Source organism: Herbaspirillum aquaticum (assembly GCF_002213425.1).
GTDB classification, from domain to species: domain Bacteria; phylum Pseudomonadota; class Gammaproteobacteria; order Burkholderiales; family Burkholderiaceae_D; genus Herbaspirillum; species Herbaspirillum aquaticum.
In genome coordinates, this window is record NZ_NJGV01000002.1 from 20,660 (window position 1) to 37,619 (window position 16,960).

The following is a 16,960-nucleotide window of genomic DNA, read 5'->3' on the forward strand; positions in this document are numbered from 1 at the left end:
GCAGGGTCGGTAGCCGGGTTCAGTCGCGGTCGTTGAAGGCCGAGATGTGGGACACCTGGAATACGCCCGACAGCGACTGCAACTCATTGCGATGCAATTGCGCCAGGCGATGCAGGTATTGCTCGCCCAATTCGGTCAGGCGGACCTGGACCAGGCGCTTGTCGCGATCATCAGGGGTGCGCGTGACCAGGCCGGCCTTCACGCAGCGCGTGACCAGTGCCACCACGCCGTGATGCTGGGCTTGCAGGCGTTCGGCCAGCTCGCTGATGCTGGCCCAGTCGCGCCCGGGATAGCCTTTGATGTGCAGCATGAGCAGGTATTGCAGCGGCGTCAGGCCTTCACCTTGGGCGGCATCCTCCGAAAAGCGCAGGAAACGGCGTAGCTGGTAGCGAAATTCCGACAGCGCTTCGAAATCGTCTTTTTGCAGGCGGGGCGCGGCATTCATTGGCACACGCCTCCACTGTGAAGGAAAAGGGAGAGAGGCAAACGGGACATATATATCATCTTGTGATGTAATTGTGGCTTTGGCGCGCGCGCTGTCACGCGCGTGCCGTGTTGAAGACCCGTCGTCACGGAAGGGATATGCCCGATTCTATCTTGCTGTGGTTGAAAAGTTTTATTCCTGCCAAGACCAATATCGATCGCTTCGAGCGCATGCGTGCTTGCGCCGGCAGTCTGTTCGGCATCCTGCTGGTCGGATTGATCAGCTATGCGCTGCTGCCGCATGAGGCGCATACCATCTGGCTGATCGCGCCCATGGGGGCGTCGGCGGTGCTGCTGTTCGCGGTGCCGTCCAGTCCGCTGGCCCAGCCCTGGTCGATCGTGGGTGGCAACCTCTGGGCCGCGTTCATCGGGGTGAGCTGCGCCAAGCTGGTGCAGGAGCCGGCCCTGGCGGCGGCGCTGGCCATTGCGCTGGCCATCGGCGGCATGTTCCTGTTGCGCTGCATTCATCCGCCCAGCGGGGCGGTCGCCTTGACGGCGGTGCTGGGCGGGCCGGTAGTGCATGACATGGGTTATGCCTTCGTGCTCTCGCCGGTGCTGCTCAATTCGGTACTGCTGCTGGCATCCGCGCTGTTCTACAACAATGCCACCGGACGCCGCTATCCGCATGCCCAGCAGAGCGCTGCACCGCATCCGCACCAGACCCGCGATGAATTGCCGATCACGCGGCTGGGGTTCTCGCATGAAGATCTGGACGAAGTCCTGAAGGATTTCAACCAGGTGCTCGACATCGGCCGCGACGACCTTGAAGAAATCTTCCTGCAAACCGAAATGCGGGCCTATCACCGCCGCTTTGGCCAGACCCTGTGTGCCGCCGTGATGTCGCGCGATGTGGTCGCTGTGGAATTCGCTACCGGCCTGGACGAGGCATGGCACCTGCTGCAGGAGCACCAGCTGCGGGCCCTGCCGGTACTCGATCGGGGGCGACATGTCATCGGCATCGTCAGCCGGACCGACTTCCTCGAGCATGCCGGCGTGGAAGTGCATACGGGCCTGGCCGCGCAGTTGCGTCGCTTGCTGCATCGTGTGCCGTTCTCGCATTCGGACAAGCCGGAAGTGGTCGGCCAGATCATGAGCCGGCCGGTCATTGCTGCGCAGGTCGATACGCCCTTGCTGGAGCTGGTGCCGCGCATGGCTGATGGATTGCACCAGATCCCGGTGGTGCAGGCCGATGGCAAGCTGGCCGGCATGCTGACGCAGTCGGACATGATCGCGGCCCTCTATGAGAAAAACCTGGCAGCCGCCCGTGCGGTGCCGGCCGCTGGTGCGGCGGGCAGCCTGCGCAGCGCCGCCTGATCGGCTTGACAGGCGGGCCGGGCGGGCGGAAGGTCGCATTCTATGCAGGAAAATTCATACACGGAGGCTGTGATGAGAATGAATGCGCTGATTTTGCTGGTGTTCGCTCTGTTATTGTCTTTGCAAGCCTGTGACCGCAAGGGTAGCAATCCACCCAAGCCGATGACGTCAGCGGTGCAGGGTAACGGGGGGATGGGGTAGGTGGCCGGGGTTGACGGCAGACTGCATGTGGTGCGGTTTGGACGGTAGATATGAGGAATGTGAATATCTGCTATTGCCACAATAAAGCAGACTCGGCCGGGGTGCATCGCTATAGTTGCACCTGTCTCCTCCAATCTCCTTAAGAAATTGGATTCAAGCCCGCACCTATTGGTCGCGGGCTTTTTTTTGCCTGTCGCTTTTGCCTGTCGCTTTGGTGCAGCGGCGATGGACTCTTCATATCCCTTCGATCAGCAGGGAAAGGCTGTCCCCGGTTCTTGGTAAGATGCGAGGCATCGCGTTGCTGGTCAAGTGAAGGTTCTTGCCCGTTTGGTCTTCGTCCGGGCAGGCCGCTTGCGCAATGCTTCATCTTCCTCATTCAGATTCACTCAATGTCTTCCAGCTCTTCTTTGCCGTCTGCCATCCCGTCCGCACCCGAGCGTCCCGACACGCCTTGCGTGGCCGTCTGCTCCACCACCTTTGATGATGTGTGCCGCGGCTGCGGCCGTACCGTCGATGAAGTGGCGCAATGGGTCTTCATGGACAAGGACCAGCGCGAAGTCGTGTGGCAGCGCATCCTGGCAGAAGGCTATCCACGCCGTAATTATTGAGTCGGACGGCCTGCAGCGAAGAACGCTGCGCCCGCCCGCCGCAGCATGCCGGTCAAGGCGATCAGGGGCAGGCCGGTGAGGGCGGTGGGATCGTCGCTGCGGATGCTCTCCAGGATGGCGATGCCCAGGCCCTCGTTCTTGGCGCTGCCGGCACAGTCGTAGGGCTGCTCGATGCGCAGGTAGGCATCGAGCTCGGCGTCTTCCAGCGCGCGGAAACGCACCACCGTCTGCACATTGCAGGCCTGCGCAGCGGCGGCCGCATCGGCTTGGCGGCCATCCCACAGGCACAGCGCCGTGTGAAAGATCACTTCGCGCCCGCGCATCAGTTGCAATTGCTTCAGGGCATTGGCGTGATTGCCGGGTTTGCCGATCTGCAGGCCGTCCAGCGTGGCGACCTGGTCCGAACCGATCACCAGGGCTGGGCCGACCCGGGCGGCAATGGCGGCGGCCTTCTCGCGCGCCAGCCGCAAGGCTGTCGCTTCCGGGGTTTCGCCGGGCTGCGGGGTTTCGTCGATGTCCGGGGCCATGGTTTCGAAGGGCAGGCCGAGGCGGCTCAGCAATTCCTTGCGATAGACGGAACTGGAGCCCAGGATCAGGCGGGGCAGGGTGGAATCGGTGCGGTGTGATGTCATGGTGAAGGCGCCTCACGCGCCATGCTGAAACAATAAAACCCGGATTTTGGCGGAAATTCGCCACAAAAGTAGGGCTGCTTCCTCCGACGGAGCCATTTTTAGCGAGATTTTCGCAAGCAACGCGCTAAGGCTTTGACTGGTAAGGAAATTTTCTGTTATGATCGCAGGTTTTCCGGATTCTGCTTTGGCTATGAATGCATTTGTTATCGACGCGTTCGAATTCTGCAGGCTGAAACAGCAGGCGCAGGGTGAGATTCCGGTTGCTGAATTAGGTCGTCTGGCGCAAGAGACGGTTGACCGTTCCGGCACGATTCGTTGGGCTTTGTCCGGCGATATCGACAAGCTGGGACATGCTCAACTCAGTCTGGCAGTGTCGGGTGCAGTTAATCTGATCTGTCAGCGTTGCCTGACGGCATTGAATTTCGAGATTGATTCGAAGTCGCTGCTGGTATTGGCAAAAGATGAGGCGCAAGCCGACACCATCGAAGAACTGCTGGACGATGACGAGATCGATGTCATCGTCGGTTCGGCAGCCTTCGACGTGAACTACCTGATCGAGGACGAGGCGCTGCTGGCCCTGCCGGTGGCACCCAAGCATGACGTCTGTCCTGACGGTAGTGTGGCGGACCAGGCCAAAGGTGCTGAACGGGCTTCCCCGTTTGAGGTACTGAAGAAGTTGAAGCAGTAACAAGTATTGTTGGGGAATGTCTGGCAAAGGCCGGGCAGCGGCACAGCGGGGTTGGAGAAACACCGATCCGATGTGTTAAAATTTTCAATCTTAAGTAAGGTTTAGGAGTAATCATGGCCGTTCAACAGAACAAAAAGACCCCGTCCAAGCGCGGTATGCATCGCGCACACGACTTTCTGACTGCACCCCCGCTGGCTGTGGAGCCGACCACTGGTGAGACCCACCTGCGTCACCACATCAGCCCCAACGGTTTCTACCGTGGTCGCAAGGTGCTGAAGACCAAGAACGACGAGTAATCTCATTCATTGAGCTTGCTGTTTTTGGAGAAAAGCGGCGCAATGAGCTTCTGTTTCAGGAGGTTCATTTTGCGCCGCTTTTTTATGTCCGCGACATCCGTCAGCGGACCTGCCTGCCTGCTTGCGTGAAGCTTCATCTGGTGCGCTGTCCAAGTGTGCCATTTTGAAGGCTTTGCAATCTGCCTCATAATGTGGGCTGGCAAGGCTCTGAATCAAATCGATGACCATCAAAATTTCAATCGACTGCATGGGTGGCGATCATGGCCCGTCAGTCACGCTCCCGGCCGCTGCCTCCTTCCTCAAGCGCCAACCTGATGCAGAGCTGATCCTGGTCGGCCAGGAAGCCGTGCTGCAGCCGCTGCTGAAGAAATACAAGCTGGCCGGCGAAGCCCGCATCCGCATTCACAATGCCACTGAAGTGGTGACCATGGACGACCCGATCGAGGTCGCCCTGCGCCGCAAGAAGGATTCTTCCCTGCGCGTGGCCGTGACCCTGGTCAAGGAGGGGGATGCCCATGCCGCCGTCTCGGCCGGCAACACCGGCGCCCTCATGGCGGTCTCGCGCTATGTGTTGAAGACCCTGCCGGGCGTGGACCGTCCGGCCATCTGCACCATCCTCCCCAACCAGAAGGATGGCCCCACCTACATGCTCGATCTCGGCGCCAACGTCGACTGCGAGCCACAGCATTTACATCAATTTGCACTCATGGGCTCGGCCCTGGTCGCGGTCATGGAAGGCAAGGCCAAGCCGACCGTGGGCCTGTTGAACGTGGGTGAAGAGGACATGAAGGGCAATGAGCTGGTCAAGGCGACCGCCGCCCTGCTGCGGGCCGACCATGAGAAGGGTATCCTCAACTTCTACGGCAACGTGGAAGGCAACGACATCTTCGAAGGCACGACCGACCTGGTGGTGTGCGATGGCTTCGTGGGCAACGTGACCCTGAAGGCCTCGGAAGGCCTGGGACGTTTCGTCAAGCAGGTGCTCACCAGCGAATTCAAGAAGGGCATCATCAACAAGCTCGGCGCCCTGATCGCCTACGGTGCCATCAAGGCCCTGTCACGCCGCCTCAACCCTTCCCGCTACAATGGCGCCAGTTTGCTGGGCCTGAAGGGCCTGGTCTTCAAGAGCCATGGCGGGGCCGATGTATATGCTTTCGAATGGGCCATCCGCCGCGCGTATGATGCGGCCAAGTATGATGTGCTCGCCCGTATTGCCGCCAGCATGGCGGAGCTGATGCCCCAGGAGCAGGGGCGCACGGCCGAGGCCCCTGCCAAGGCTTTCGAGCCGGCACCGGTCTCCCTGGATCAACCGAACTAACAGAGCAAGAAGACGGCATGACCACTTACAGCAAAATCGTCGGCACCGGCAGCTACCTGCCGGCCAAGCGCGTCACCAACCATGAGCTGGCCGCGCAGCTGGCCGAGCAGGGCATCGAGACCTCGGACGAATGGATCGTCACGCGCAGCGGCATCTCCGCGCGCCACTATGCCGAACCGGACCAGCTCTCCAGCGACCTCGCCCTGCAGGCAGCGCAGCGCGCCCTGGAAGCGGCGGGCATGCAGCCCAATGATATCGACCTGATCATCATGGCCACCTCCACCCCGGATCACCTGGGTGGCTTCCCGAGCACCGCCTGTGTGGTCCAGCGCAAGCTGGGCATCACCAATGGCGCGCCGGCCATGGATGTGCAGGCCGTCTGCAGCGGCTTCGTCTACGCCATGTCGGTGGCAGACAGCTTCATCAAATCGGGTGCTCACAAGAACGTCCTGGTCATAGGCGCCGAAGTGTTCTCGCGCATTCTGGATTTCAAGGATCGCACTACCTGTGTGCTCTTCGGCGACGGCGCCGGTGCCATCGTCATGAGCGCCTCGCAGGAGCCGGGCGTGCTGGCGACCAAGCTGCACGCCGATGGCAGCCATGGCCACATCCTGTGCGTGCCGGGCAGTGTCAACAACGGCACCGTCGCTGGCAGCGCCTACCTGTACATGGACGGCCCGGCGGTCTTCAAACTGGCCGTTTCGCTGCTGGACAAGGTGGCGCGCGAAGCGCTGGAAGCGGCCCGGATGCAATCCACCGAGGTCGACTGGCTGGTGCCGCACCAGGCCAATATCCGCATCATGCAGGGCACGGCCAAGAAGATGGGCCTGCCGCTGGAAAAGATGGTGGTCACCGTGGCCGAACACGGCAATACCTCGGCGGCCTCGATTCCCTTGGCGCTGGACCAGGCGGTGCGCGATGGTCGCATCCAGCCGGGCCACACCGTCATGATGGAAGGCGTCGGCGGCGGCTTCACCTGGGGCGCCGTGCTGGTGCGCATGTAAAGCGGGCAGGGAGGGGCTGCTGATGCAGTCCTTTCGTTCACTGGCTTCATCGATTTCCTGCATTTTCATCCAATTTACCTACATCCAAGCATGACAACATTTGCTTTCGTTTTCCCGGGCCAGGGTTCGCAGGCCATCGGGATGCTCAATGGTTTTGCCGACAATGAAGTCGTTCGCCAGACCGTCGCTGAAGCTTCCGACGCACTGCAATTCGACCTGGGCAAGCTCATCGCTGAAGGTCCCAAGGAAGACCTGGACCTGACCACCAACACCCAGCCCGTCATGCTGACGGCTGCCGTGGCCTTCTATCGCGCCTGGCTGGCCGCAGGCGGCAAGGCACCGGCGCTGGTCGCCGGCCACAGCCTGGGTGAATACTCGGCGCTGGTCGCCGCTGGCGTGATCGCCTTCAAGGATGCGGTGCCGCTGGTGCGCTTCCGCGCGCAAGCCATGCAGGAAGCCGTGCCGGTCGGGCAGGGCGGCATGGCGGCCATTCTCGGCCTGTCCGATGAGGATGTGCGTGCGGCCTGCGCCGAAGCGGCGCAAGGTGAAGTGGTCGAAGCCGTCAATTTCAACGCTCCCGCACAAGTCGTGATCGCCGGCCACAAGGCTGCCGTCGGTCGTGCCTGCGACATCGCCAAGGCCAAGGGTGCCAAGCGCGCATTGCCGCTGCCGGTGTCGGCGCCGTTCCACTCTTCGCTCTTGAAGCCCGCTTCGGATCGCCTGCAAGCCTATCTGGCCAACGTGGTGTTTTCTGCCCCGCAGATCCCGCTGATCAACAACGTCGACGTGGCCGTGGTCAATGATCCGGCTGCCATCAAGGATGCCCTGGTGCGCCAGGCGGCCGCGCCCGTGCGCTGGGTCGAGACGGTGCAGAAGATGGGGGCCGACGGCGTCACCCACCTGATCGAATGCGGTCCGGGCAAGGTGTTGACCGGCCTGACCAAGCGCATCAATGGCGATCTGGTGGGTGAGGCCATCGTCGACCAGGAATCCCTGAACAAAGTATTGGAGTTGCTGAAATGAGTGCACAGAATCTGCAAGGCCAGGTTGCCCTGGTGACCGGCGCGTCGCGCGGTATTGGCCGAGCCATCGCTACCGAGCTGGCAAAGCAGGGCGCCAAGGTGGTCGGTACGGCTACCTCGGAATCGGGTGCGGCCGCCATCAGCGAGTACCTGGCAGCACTGGGGCCGGAAGCCGGTCGTGGTGCGGTCCTCAACGTCAACGACGCAGAAGCCAGCGTGGCCCTCGTGGAGCAGGTGCAGAAGGAATTTGGCGCACTCTCCATCCTGGTCAACAATGCCGGCATCACCCAGGACCAACTGGCCATGCGCATGAAGGACGAGGAGTGGGACAGCGTCATCGCCACCAACCTGACCGCCGTCGGCCGCCTGTCGCGCGCCGTGCTGCGCGGCATGATGAAGGCGCGTACCGGCCGCATCATCAACATCACTTCCGTGGTGGGCGAGGCCGGCAATCCCGGCCAGATGAACTATGCTGCCGCCAAGGCCGGCGTGGCCGGCATGAGCCGCGCGCTGGCGCGCGAGATCGGCAGCCGCAACATCACCGTGAACTGCGTCGCGCCCGGTTTCATCGATACCGACATGACCAAGGCGCTGAACGAACAGCAGTCCGCCGCCATCCTGCAGCAGATCCCGCTGGGACGCCTGGGCGCGGCAGAGGAAATCGCCTATGCGGTGGCCTTCCTGGCCTCCCCGCAAGCGGCCTACATCACCGGTACGACGCTCAATGTCAATGGCGGCATGTACATGGGTTAAGTAAGTCTTGGGGGCTTGATTCAAGTCCTTTTGACGACTTTTGTTTGCAGTTAAGCTGGACTTGGCACAATCTTGCCAGGAATAGTTAAAAGTAAATTTTCCGCGCGCAAACCTGCTAAAATGCGCGCACTTTTGTAACCTATCATCCCTCTGGAGGAACACTATGTCCGATATCGAACAACGCGTGAAGAAGATCGTCGCTGAGCAACTGGGCGTCGCCGAAGCCGACATCAAGAACGAATCGTCGTTCGTGGACGACCTGGGCGCCGACTCGCTGGACACCGTCGAGCTGGTCATGGCACTGGAAGATGAGTTCGAAATGGAAATCCCCGACGAACAAGCTGAAAAGATCACCACGGTGCAACAGGCGATCGACTACGCAAAGTCGCAAGTCAAGGCCTGATAAGGGCTTTGGTCAAAGTTTCAGGAGAATTGCTTGAGCCGCACTCGTGAACGTCGTGTAGTCATTACCGGCCTGGGATGCATCTCGCCTGTCGGCAACAACGTCGCCGATACGTGGAGTGCCATCAAGGAAGGCAAGTCCGGCATCGCTACCGTCACCAAGTTCGACGCAACCCCCTTCACCACGCACTTCGCCGGTGAAGTCAAGGGCTTCAATATCGAGGATTACATCCCCGCCAAGGAAGCGCGTCATATGGATACCTTCATCCACTTCGGCATGGCCGCCGGTATCCAGGCCATCCAGGACAGTGGATTGACGGTGACTGATGAGAATGCCGAGCGCATTGGCGTCATGATCGGTTCGGGCATCGGCGGCTTGCCGCTGATCGAAGAAACCCATGCCGAACTGACCAACCGTGGTCCGCGCCGCATCAGCCCCTTCTTCATTCCGGCCTCGATCATCAACATGATCTCGGGCAACTTGTCCATCAAGTTCGGTCTGAAGGGCCCCAACCTGGCGATCGTTACCGCCTGCACCACCGGCCTGCATTGCATCGGCTCTGCCGCACGCATGATCATGTACGGCGATGCGGACGTGATGGTTGCCGGCGGCGCAGAATCCAGCGTTTCGCCGCTGGGTATCGGTGGTTTCGCTTCGGCGCGCGCACTGTCGACCCGCAACGATGATCCCGCGACCGCGTCCCGCCCCTGGGACAAGGATCGCGACGGCTTCGTGCTGGGCGAGGGTGCCGGCGTGATGGTGCTCGAAGAGTACGAACACGCCAAGGCCCGTGGCGCCAAGATCTATGCAGAACTGCTCGGCTTCGGCATGAGCGGCGATGCTTACCACATGACTGCGCCCAACCTGGATGGTCCGCGCCGCTGCGTGCTCAATGCACTGCGCGACGCCGGCGTCAATCCGGATGAAGTGCAGTACCTGAACGCGCACGGTACGTCGACCCCGCTGGGCGACAAGAACGAATCCGACGCGATCAAGGCCGCATTCGGCGACCATGCTTACAAGATGGTTGTCAATTCGACCAAATCCATGACCGGCCACCTCCTGGGTGGTGCCGGTGGCCTGGAAACGGTGTTGACCGTGCTGGCAGTGCACAATCAGGTGTCGCCGCCGACGATGAACATCTTCAACCAGGATCCGGAATGCGATCTGGATTACTGCGCCAACCAGGCGCGGGACATGAAGATCGATATTGCCGTCAAGAACTCCTTCGGGTTCGGTGGCACCAACGGTACCCTGGTCATCGGCAAGATGTAAAATGCAAGACCCGGCTTCCCTTCGGAAGCCGGGTTTGTCGTTTTAATGGCGCACATTGCGCACTTTCCGCCCGGGTAACCCATGTCGATCGCAGTGTCTGCGGATATCAAACCTTCCCGCTTGCTCCTCCTGGTCACTGCCTTTGCTTCGCTGTGCGTGGCCTTGATCGGCGTAGTGCTGGTATTTGGCCTGCCGGGTGCGTTGTCCTGGACTGCCCGCATCCTCCTGGCCATGAGCTGCATCCTGGCGGCGGCGCTGGCCATGGCACTGGTGTTGCGCGCGCGCAAGGTGATCTGGCTGCATATTTCCGGCACCGGGCAGATTCGCGTAGTAGAGCACCTGCTGCCCTCGGCGCGCGCCAAGCCGCAGGTGATGAAAGCCGGGCTGGCCCAGCTGCTGGCTGGCAGCACCATCTGGCCAGGCATGCTGTTTCTGCGCCTGCGCCTGGAAAATGGCAAGACCCGAACCATCCCCATTCTCACGGATTCCGTCTCCGAAGATACATTCCGTGCACTTTCCGTGGCGTGCCGCTGGCTGATCAGTCACAATACGGCCAAGGCAAGGATGCTGGAAAAATAAGGCTGGCAGACTTGAAAATTGCCGAGCTGGAAGCATCTGCGCGAGGCAATGACGATAAAACAACACGGCCATAAAAAACAAGGAACCCGGTTTGACGACAGAACGCGAAATAGACCAACAGCTTGTTGAGCGCGTCCAGCGTGGCGACAAGAAGGCGTTCGAGCTATTGGTAGTCAAGTATCAACGCAAGCTGATGCGCCTGGTGTCACGCCTGGTGCGCGACCAGGCCGAAGCCGAAGACGTGGTGCAGGAAGCCTTCATCAAGGCATATCGTGCGCTGCCGCAATTCCGTGGCGATTCGGCCTTCTATACCTGGCTTTACCGCATCGGCATCAACACTGCCAAGAACTATTTGGTCACCATGGGCCGCAGGGCGCCAACTTCGACAGAAGCAGATGCAGAAGAAGCTGAAACTTTTGACGACGCAGACCATCTGAGGGACATCAACACTCCAGAGTCGATGTTGGCCACCAAGCAGATTGCTCAAACGGTCAACGTGGCGATGGAGGCATTGCCGGAAGAATTACGTACTGCCATCACGTTGCGCGAGATCGAGGGGTTGAGCTACGACGAGATTGCAGATGCGATGAATTGTCCGATCGGCACCGTGCGCAGCCGTATTTTCCGCGCCCGGGAAGCAATTGCCGAGAAGTTGCGTCCACTGCTGGATACGGCGGCGGACAAGCGCTGGTAATGAGGCCACAAGCCTGTTGTTAAAAAGAAAATAATAAAGCGGGTATGGAACTAAGATATTTGCCGGGTGACTGCACATGGATACCAAAGTAACGACCAAAGAACAGATCTCAGCCCTCGCCGATGGTGAGCTGGGTTCTGAAGAAATGACTCTTGCCTTCGCGGCCCTGCGTTCTTCCAAGGACGCCCAGGACGCTTGGGAGGATTACCATCGCATCGGCGAGGTGCTGCGTTCGGAGGAGATGGATGTCTCCCTGAGTGCTGGCTTCTCGGCCAAGATGAGCGCCTTGCTCGACGCCGAGCCCGCCATCGTGGCACCGCAGCTTGCGCCTGCGCAGCCGGTGGCAGAGGTGGCACCGGCCGCGCAGGCCGTGGCAGCGTCCAAGACCGCCGCCAATGGCGACCATCGCGCGAGCCGTCCCGGCCGCCTGGTGCGTTTCCTGATGCCCAGTGCTGCAGCGGCTGCAGCTGCCGTGGCTGCGGTGTTCGTGGCGATGCCGCAGCAAGTGGTGGTGACGGCCGACGCCAAGGGGGCAGCGCCTGTGGCCCAGGTGGCTTCGGCGCCGGTCAATGTGCCCTCGGCCATTGCCACCGTCGCTGATACCAACGGCAATCCGCAGAACGTGAACCAACTGAGCTCGCTGGCGCAACAGGGTGAAGTCAAGCGCGATCCGCGCATCGACGATTACCTGTTCGCTCATCAGCGTTTCTCGCCGTCCTACAGTTCGGCGCAATACACCCGTTCCGCAGCCTTCTCCTCGGACGCAGACAAGTAAGATGCATCTGACGGGGCGTCTGTACGGCGTACTGTGCTTGCTGGCCACGTTGTTGGGGTTTTCCTTGGCGCCATCCGCTCATGCGGCGGATGGCGTTTCCACAACTGCGGCCAGCGAAGCCACCACTTCTTCCGCCATGCTGGCGCAATTGCAGAAAATGCAATCTGCTGCCCAGCGTCTCAATTACTCAGGCAGTTTCGTCTACCAGCAGGCCGCGCAGATGCGCAGCTCGCGGGTCACCCATGTGGTGGCTGGCAAGAGCGAGCTGGAAAAGCTGGAACTGCTCGACGGCAAGCCGCGCGAGTTCGTGCGCGACAACGAGGAGGTCGCCAGTTACGACCCCGAGCAGCGCATCGTGCGCCGTGAAAAGCGGGTCACCCGTGATACTTTCCCGGCCATCGTCGATGCGCGCCCGGAAGACCTTGCCCGCTACTATCGGCTGCAGTCCGACGGCGATGAGCGCGTGGCCGGCCGCAACTGCCAGGCCATCGTGCTGGCGCCGCGCGACAAGCTGCGCTACGGCTACCGTTTCTGCGCCGACCAGGCCACCGGCCTGTTGCTGCGTGCACAGACGCTGGATGGCCGTGGCGAGGTGATCGAACAGATCGCCTTCACCCAGATCGACATCGGGGGGATTGATCGCGCCCGCGTCAACCCCACTTACAAGGACACGCGTGGCTGGCGCATCGAAAAGGCCGCCACGGTGCCGGCCGACCTGTCGGCCTGGCAGGTCGTGCCGCCGCCTGGTTTCCAGAAGATCCAGCAGGTGCGGCGCGTCATTTCCGACAGCGGTGAGGCGGGTGCTGCGCCGGCCCAGAACCGTCCGGCTGAACGCGAAGTCCTGCAAGTCGTGTTTTCCGACGGGCTGGCTGCCATCTCGGTGTTCATCGAGCCAGGCAGCCAAGGCCGGGAAGAGGGTACGATACAGCAGGGTGCCATGAATATCCTGGGCAAACGCCAGGGAGATTACTGGCTCACCGTGGTGGGAGAGGTGCCCGCCGCTGCGATTCGTCAGGTCGCCAATTCCATTGAACTGAAATCCAAATAAAAGAGACCGTTGCAATGACTCCCATGAAGAACACCCTTGCCGGCGCCTTGCTGGCCGCTTCCGTCTTCGCTGCAGCACCGGCCGTGGTGGCGGCGCCTCCCGTGGCTTCGCCCACGGTCGCAGCCCTGCCTGACTTCGCCGATATCGTCGAGCGCACCGGTCCGGCGGTGGTGAATATTCGTACTACCGAGCGCGTGCGCCAGAATGCCCAAGGGCAGGGCGGCATGGATGATCCGGAAATGCAGGAATTCTTCCGCCGCTTCTTCGGCATCCCCATCCCGCGCCAGCAGCAACCTGGTACCCCGCGCGGCAATGGCAAGCAGGGCGGCCAGGGCCAGCAGGAAGAAGTGCCGCGCGGCGTGGGCTCGGGCTTCATCATCTCGGCCGATGGCTTCATCATGACCAATGCGCACGTGGTGGATGGGGCCAGCGAGGTCTACGTAACCCTGACCGACAAACGTGAATTCAAAGCCAAGATCGTGGGCTCGGATACCCGCACCGACGTGGCCGTGCTCAAGATCGATGGCAGCAACCTGCCGCGCCTGAACATGGGCGACTCCGACAAGATCCGCGTCGGTGAATGGGTATTGGCGATCGGCTCGCCCTTCGGCCTGGAAAATACCGTGACCGCCGGCATCGTCTCGGCCAAGGCGCGCGACACCGGCGACTACCTGCCGTTGATCCAGACCGACGTGGCGGTCAACCCGGGCAATTCGGGTGGCCCGCTGATCAATCTCAAGGGTGAAGTGGTCGGCATCAATTCGCAGATCTACAGCCGTTCCGGCGGCTTCATGGGCATCTCCTTTGCGGTGCCCATCGATGAGGCGCTGCGTGTAGCCGACCAGCTCAAGGCCAGCGGGCGCGTCACGCGCGGCCGTATCGGCGTGCAGATCGGCGAAGTCACCAAGGATGTGGCCGAGTCGCTGGGCCTGGCCCGTGCGCAGGGCGCGCTGGTGCAGCGCGTGGAAGCCGGTGGCCCGGCTGACAAGGCGGGCCTGGAGGCGGGCGACATCATCCTGAAGTACAACGGCGCAACCATCGAGCGCCCCAGCGACTTGCCGCGCATGGTCGGTTCCACCAAGCCGGGTGCCAAGGCCACCGTCAATATCTGGCGCAAGGGCAGTGCCCGTGACGTCAGCGTGACCGTGGTCGAGCTGGAAGCCGACAAGCCCAAGCAGGCCGAGGAAAAGAAGGCCAAGCCCGACAACACCCCCAACTCCCTGGGCCTGGTGGTGAGCGACCTGAGCGATGCGCAGAAGAAGGAGCTGAAGGTCGAAAACGGCGTGCTGGTGGAAAACGTCAGCGGTGCCGCTGCTGCCGCCGGCATCCGTCCGGGCGATGTCATCCAGCGTCTCAACGAGGTCGATGTCAACGACAGCAAGCAATTTGGCCAGCTGGTGGCCAAGCTCGATGCCAAGAAGCGGGCGGCGGTGCTGGTGCGCCGTGGCGACTCCTCGCAGTTCGTGCCGCTGCGTCCGAACGGCGGCAACTGAGGTCGGGCCATTTTTCCGTAAAATTGCCTGATACTTCAGCATGAAGGCTGCGGCTCACAAGGGCCGCAGCCTTTTTCCTTGGTTCGCGCCGGGCTGAGGGAAGAAACTTTCATATGGGCCTATGACCACTCCTTCTTCACACCCGGTCGCCGGGCAAGCCTTGCACTTCATCATCTACTCGCGCAGCTACTGCCACCTGTGTGAAGACCTGCGTGACGCCTTGCGCCAAGCCCTGGGCGAGATCCCGGCCAGGATCGAGATGGTCGACGTGGATGCCGATGAGGCGCTGGTCGCGCGTTACGACGAGCTGGTGCCGGTATTGATGGGGCAGGGCCGGGATGGCCAGTGGCAGGAGTTGTGCCATTACCATCTGGATAAGCCGCGCCTGCAGGCATTTGTTGCTGAAATGAAATAAGTTGTGTTGTCGCAGCCAGGTCCGGCTGCGCGGCCTGGCACCGGAAAGTCGGGCTTGTCCCTGTGAATTCCGGTAAAATGCCGGGTCGAATAAGCTGTTGCAAAGGCGCTCGGCTGGGCAAAGCCCGCTACAGAGCGCCTTTTTTCATCGTTTCCAGTCTGTTAATGAACAATATCCGTAATTTCTCGATCATCGCCCACATCGATCACGGCAAGTCCACGCTCGCCGACCGCATCATCCAGTTGTGCGGGGGCTTGTCCAACCGTGAGATGGAAGCCCAGGTGCTGGATTCGATGGATATCGAGCGCGAGCGCGGCATCACCATCAAGGCCCAGACCGCCGCCCTGGCCTACAAGGCCAAGGATGGCCAGATCTACAATCTCAACCTGATCGACACCCCGGGGCACGTCGACTTCAGCTATGAAGTCTCGCGCTCGCTGTCGGCCTGCGAAGGCGCGCTGCTGGTGGTCGATGCCTCCCAAGGCGTGGAAGCGCAGACGGTGGCCAACTGCTACACGGCCCTGGACCTGGGCGTGGAAGTGGTGCCGGTCTTGAACAAGATCGACCTGCCCTCCGCTGATCCGGACAACGCCAAGAGCGAGATCGAGGACGTGATCGGCATCGACGCATCCGACGCCACTCCCTGCTCGGCCAAGACCGGCCTGGGCGTGGAAGACGTGCTCGAAGCCATCGTGGCCAAGGTGCCGGCCCCCAAGGGCGACCCGGATGCCCCGCTGCAGGCCCTGATCATCGATTCCTGGTTCGACAACTATGTCGGCGTGGTCATGCTGGTGCGCATCGTCAATGGCACCTTGCGTCCCAAGGACAAGATCCTGCTGATGGCCACCGAGACCCAGTACCTGACCGAAAGCATCGGCGTGTTCACGCCCAAGTCGCAATCGCGCGACGCCCTGACAGCTGGACAGGTCGGTTTCGTCATCGCCGGCATCAAGGAACTGAAGTCCGCGCGTGTGGGCGACACCATCACCCTGGCCGGCAAGCCGGCCCCGGCGCCGCTGCCCGGCTTCAAGGAAGTGCAGCCGCAGGTGTTTGCGGGCCTGTTCCCGGTGGAAGCCAACCAGTACGATGCCCTGCGCGACTCGCTGGAAAAATTGAAGCTCAACGACGCCGCCCTGATGTACGAGCCGGAAGTGTCGCAGGCGCTGGGCTTCGGCTTCCGCTGCGGCTTCCTGGGCCTGCTGCACATGGAAATCGTGCAGGAGCGCCTGGAGCGCGAGTTCGACATGGACCTCATCACCACCGCGCCAACGGTAGTGTATGAAGTGCAGCAGCGCGACGGCACCCTGCTGATGGTGGACAACCCGTCGAAGATGCCGGAAGTCTCCAAGATCGAGGAAATCCGCGAACCCATCGTCACCGTCAACCTGTACATGCCGCAGGAATACGTGGGCTCGGTCATCACCCTGTGCACGCAGAAACGCGGCATCCAGATGAACATGAGCTACCACGGCAAGCAGGTCCAGCTGACCTATGAAATGCCGATGGCCGAAATCGTGCTGGACTTCTTCGATCGCCTGAAGTCCACCTCGCGCGGCTACGCCTCCATGGACTACGAGTTCCAGGAATACCGCGCGGCAGACGTGGTCAAGGTCGACATGCTGATCAACAGCGAGAAGGTCGATGCGCTGGCCATCATCGTGCACCGTGCCGCGGCCCAGATCCGCGGTCGCCAGGTGGCGGCCAAGATGCGTGAGCTGATCCCGCGCCAGATGTTCGACGTGGCCATCCAGGCCGCCATTGGTGCCACCATCATCTCGCGTGAAAACGTCAAGGCCATGCGCAAGAACGTGCTGGCCAAGTGCTATGGCGGCGACATCTCCCGCAAGCGCAAGCTGCTGGAAAAGCAGAAGGCCGGCAAGAAGCGCATGAAGCAGGTGGGCTCGGTCGAAATTCCGCAGGAAGCATTCCTGGCAATCTTACAAGTGGACGATAAATAAC

General features: G+C 61.4%; 20 protein-coding genes. 17 read left to right on the forward strand and 3 right to left on the reverse strand.

The genetic code is table 11. The features are described from left to right. Positions 1–19 precede the first annotated feature (19 nt). Positions 20–445: a MarR family winged helix-turn-helix transcriptional regulator gene (locus tag CEJ45_RS02380; protein ID WP_088753648.1), complete on the reverse strand. Its 426-nt coding sequence runs from the start codon at positions 443–445 to the stop codon at positions 20–22. 137 nt (positions 446–582) lie between these two features. On the opposite strand from CEJ45_RS02380, the gene CEJ45_RS02385 reads away from it, so the two are divergent. Both CEJ45_RS02385 and CEJ45_RS02390 read left to right on the forward strand, forming a co-directional pair. After that, entirely contained in the window at positions 583–1,797 is a 1,215-nt protein-coding gene (locus CEJ45_RS02385) for an HPP family protein (protein ID WP_187697620.1), read from the forward strand. 590 nt (positions 1,798–2,387) lie between these two features. Continuing rightward, the gene (locus CEJ45_RS02390; protein ID WP_088753650.1) at positions 2,388–2,606 is read left to right on the forward strand and encodes a DUF1289 domain-containing protein; all 219 of its coding nucleotides are present in this window, start codon (positions 2,388–2,390) and stop codon (positions 2,604–2,606) included. Here CEJ45_RS02390 and CEJ45_RS02395 read toward each other — a convergent pair. Then, positions 2,600–3,238: a Maf family nucleotide pyrophosphatase gene (locus CEJ45_RS02395; protein WP_088753651.1), complete on the reverse strand. Its 639-nt coding sequence runs from the start codon at positions 3,236–3,238 to the stop codon at positions 2,600–2,602. The genes CEJ45_RS02390 and CEJ45_RS02395 overlap by 7 nt on opposite strands. 157 nt (positions 3,239–3,395) lie before the next feature. Between CEJ45_RS02395 and CEJ45_RS02400 the strand changes: the two genes are divergently transcribed. Then, positions 3,396–3,926 (forward strand): YceD family protein, encoded by a 531-nt coding sequence (locus CEJ45_RS02400; RefSeq protein WP_088753652.1) that lies wholly within the window; start codon positions 3,396–3,398, stop codon positions 3,924–3,926. A 113-nt stretch (positions 3,927–4,039) separates the two neighbouring features. Then, a complete protein-coding gene (rpmF, locus tag CEJ45_RS02405) occupies positions 4,040–4,222 on the forward strand; it encodes a 50S ribosomal protein L32 (protein WP_006463510.1) in 183 nt (60 codons plus the stop codon). A gap of 6 nt (positions 4,223–4,228) precedes the next feature. Here the strand turns inward: rpmF and CEJ45_RS24780 are convergent, their stop codons facing one another. After that, positions 4,229–4,471, reverse strand: coding sequence for a hypothetical protein (locus CEJ45_RS24780; RefSeq protein ID WP_158214885.1), 243 nt, complete (start codon positions 4,469–4,471; stop codon positions 4,229–4,231). On the opposite strand from CEJ45_RS24780, the gene plsX reads away from it, so the two are divergent. From plsX to lepA, 13 genes are all read left to right on the forward strand, one after another. Continuing rightward, positions 4,443–5,540 (forward strand): phosphate acyltransferase PlsX, encoded by a 1,098-nt coding sequence (gene plsX / locus CEJ45_RS02415; RefSeq protein ID WP_088753654.1) that lies wholly within the window; start codon positions 4,443–4,445, stop codon positions 5,538–5,540. The two genes, CEJ45_RS24780 and plsX, sit on opposite strands and share 29 nt — an antisense overlap. Positions 5,541–5,557: 17 nt before the next feature. Further along, complete coding sequence (locus CEJ45_RS02420; RefSeq protein WP_088753655.1) at positions 5,558–6,544, forward strand: beta-ketoacyl-ACP synthase III; 987 nt, start codon at positions 5,558–5,560, stop codon at positions 6,542–6,544. Between the two features lie 90 nt (positions 6,545–6,634). Then, positions 6,635–7,567, forward strand: coding sequence for an ACP S-malonyltransferase (gene fabD, locus CEJ45_RS02425; protein WP_088753656.1), 933 nt, complete (start codon positions 6,635–6,637; stop codon positions 7,565–7,567). Then, positions 7,564–8,319, forward strand: coding sequence for a 3-oxoacyl-ACP reductase FabG (gene fabG / locus CEJ45_RS02430; protein WP_088753657.1), 756 nt, complete (start codon positions 7,564–7,566; stop codon positions 8,317–8,319). The genes fabD and fabG overlap by 4 nt, the downstream gene beginning before the upstream one ends. 163 nt (positions 8,320–8,482) lie before the next feature. Then, the gene (gene acpP / locus CEJ45_RS02435) at positions 8,483–8,722 is read left to right on the forward strand and encodes an acyl carrier protein (RefSeq protein WP_006463505.1); all 240 of its coding nucleotides are present in this window, start codon (positions 8,483–8,485) and stop codon (positions 8,720–8,722) included. Between the two features lie 33 nt (positions 8,723–8,755). After that, on the forward strand, positions 8,756–9,997 hold the full coding sequence (gene fabF, locus CEJ45_RS02440; RefSeq protein WP_039786392.1) for a beta-ketoacyl-ACP synthase II: 1,242 nt from the start codon (positions 8,756–8,758) through the stop codon (positions 9,995–9,997). 81 nt (positions 9,998–10,078) lie between these two features. After that, on the forward strand, positions 10,079–10,576 hold the full coding sequence (locus CEJ45_RS02445; RefSeq protein WP_088753658.1) for a protein YgfX: 498 nt from the start codon (positions 10,079–10,081) through the stop codon (positions 10,574–10,576). A 91-nt stretch (positions 10,577–10,667) separates the two neighbouring features. Further along, positions 10,668–11,270 (forward strand): RNA polymerase sigma factor RpoE, encoded by a 603-nt coding sequence (gene rpoE / locus CEJ45_RS02450; RefSeq protein ID WP_006463502.1) that lies wholly within the window; start codon positions 10,668–10,670, stop codon positions 11,268–11,270. Positions 11,271–11,346: 76 nt separating this feature from the next. Next, a complete protein-coding gene (locus CEJ45_RS02455; protein WP_088753659.1) occupies positions 11,347–12,045 on the forward strand; it encodes a sigma-E factor negative regulatory protein in 699 nt (232 codons plus the stop codon). A gap of 1 nt (position 12,046) precedes the next feature. Beyond that, positions 12,047–13,093, forward strand: a complete 1,047-nt coding sequence (locus tag CEJ45_RS02460; RefSeq protein ID WP_088753660.1) for a MucB/RseB C-terminal domain-containing protein — start codon at positions 12,047–12,049, stop codon at positions 13,091–13,093. A gap of 14 nt (positions 13,094–13,107) precedes the next feature. Continuing rightward, positions 13,108–14,586 (forward strand): DegQ family serine endoprotease, encoded by a 1,479-nt coding sequence (locus CEJ45_RS02465; RefSeq protein ID WP_088753661.1) that lies wholly within the window; start codon positions 13,108–13,110, stop codon positions 14,584–14,586. Between the two features lie 121 nt (positions 14,587–14,707). Beyond that, positions 14,708–15,001, forward strand: coding sequence for a glutaredoxin family protein (locus tag CEJ45_RS02470; protein ID WP_088753662.1), 294 nt, complete (start codon positions 14,708–14,710; stop codon positions 14,999–15,001). 164 nt (positions 15,002–15,165) lie between these two features. After that, on the forward strand, positions 15,166–16,959 hold the full coding sequence (lepA, locus tag CEJ45_RS02475) for a translation elongation factor 4 (protein WP_088753663.1): 1,794 nt from the start codon (positions 15,166–15,168) through the stop codon (positions 16,957–16,959). Position 16,960 lies beyond the last annotated feature (1 nt).

Excerpts from the sequence above, each read along its gene's own strand:
- CEJ45_RS02470 (WP_088753662.1), top strand. The coding sequence starts at position 14,708 with ATGACCACTCCTTCTTCACACCCGGTCGCCGGGCAAGCCTTGCACTTC.
- CEJ45_RS02455 (WP_088753659.1), top strand. The coding sequence starts at position 11,347 with ATGGATACCAAAGTAACGACCAAAGAACAGATCTCAGCCCTCGCCGAT.
- fabG (WP_088753657.1), top strand. The coding sequence starts at position 7,564 with ATGAGTGCACAGAATCTGCAAGGCCAGGTTGCCCTGGTGACCGGCGCG.
- CEJ45_RS02395 (WP_088753651.1), bottom strand. The coding sequence starts at position 3,238 with ATGACATCACACCGCACCGATTCCACCCTGCCCCGCCTGATCCTGGGC.
- fabD (WP_088753656.1), top strand. The coding sequence starts at position 6,635 with ATGACAACATTTGCTTTCGTTTTCCCGGGCCAGGGTTCGCAGGCCATC.
- CEJ45_RS02420 (WP_088753655.1), top strand. The coding sequence starts at position 5,558 with ATGACCACTTACAGCAAAATCGTCGGCACCGGCAGCTACCTGCCGGCC.
- CEJ45_RS02380 (WP_088753648.1), bottom strand. The coding sequence starts at position 445 with ATGAATGCCGCGCCCCGCCTGCAAAAAGACGATTTCGAAGCGCTGTCG.
- plsX (WP_088753654.1), top strand. The coding sequence starts at position 4,443 with ATGACCATCAAAATTTCAATCGACTGCATGGGTGGCGATCATGGCCCG.
- CEJ45_RS02460 (WP_088753660.1), top strand. The coding sequence starts at position 12,047 with ATGCATCTGACGGGGCGTCTGTACGGCGTACTGTGCTTGCTGGCCACG.
- lepA (WP_088753663.1), top strand. The coding sequence starts at position 15,166 with ATGAACAATATCCGTAATTTCTCGATCATCGCCCACATCGATCACGGC.
- rpmF (WP_006463510.1), top strand. The coding sequence starts at position 4,040 with ATGGCCGTTCAACAGAACAAAAAGACCCCGTCCAAGCGCGGTATGCAT.
- acpP (WP_006463505.1), top strand. The coding sequence starts at position 8,483 with ATGTCCGATATCGAACAACGCGTGAAGAAGATCGTCGCTGAGCAACTG.
- CEJ45_RS02465 (WP_088753661.1), top strand. The coding sequence starts at position 13,108 with ATGACTCCCATGAAGAACACCCTTGCCGGCGCCTTGCTGGCCGCTTCC.
- CEJ45_RS02390 (WP_088753650.1), top strand. The coding sequence starts at position 2,388 with ATGTCTTCCAGCTCTTCTTTGCCGTCTGCCATCCCGTCCGCACCCGAG.
- CEJ45_RS02385 (WP_187697620.1), top strand. The coding sequence starts at position 583 with ATGCCCGATTCTATCTTGCTGTGGTTGAAAAGTTTTATTCCTGCCAAG.
- CEJ45_RS24780 (WP_158214885.1), bottom strand. The coding sequence starts at position 4,471 with ATGCAGTCGATTGAAATTTTGATGGTCATCGATTTGATTCAGAGCCTT.
- CEJ45_RS02445 (WP_088753658.1), top strand. The coding sequence starts at position 10,079 with ATGTCGATCGCAGTGTCTGCGGATATCAAACCTTCCCGCTTGCTCCTC.
- CEJ45_RS02400 (WP_088753652.1), top strand. The coding sequence starts at position 3,396 with ATGATCGCAGGTTTTCCGGATTCTGCTTTGGCTATGAATGCATTTGTT.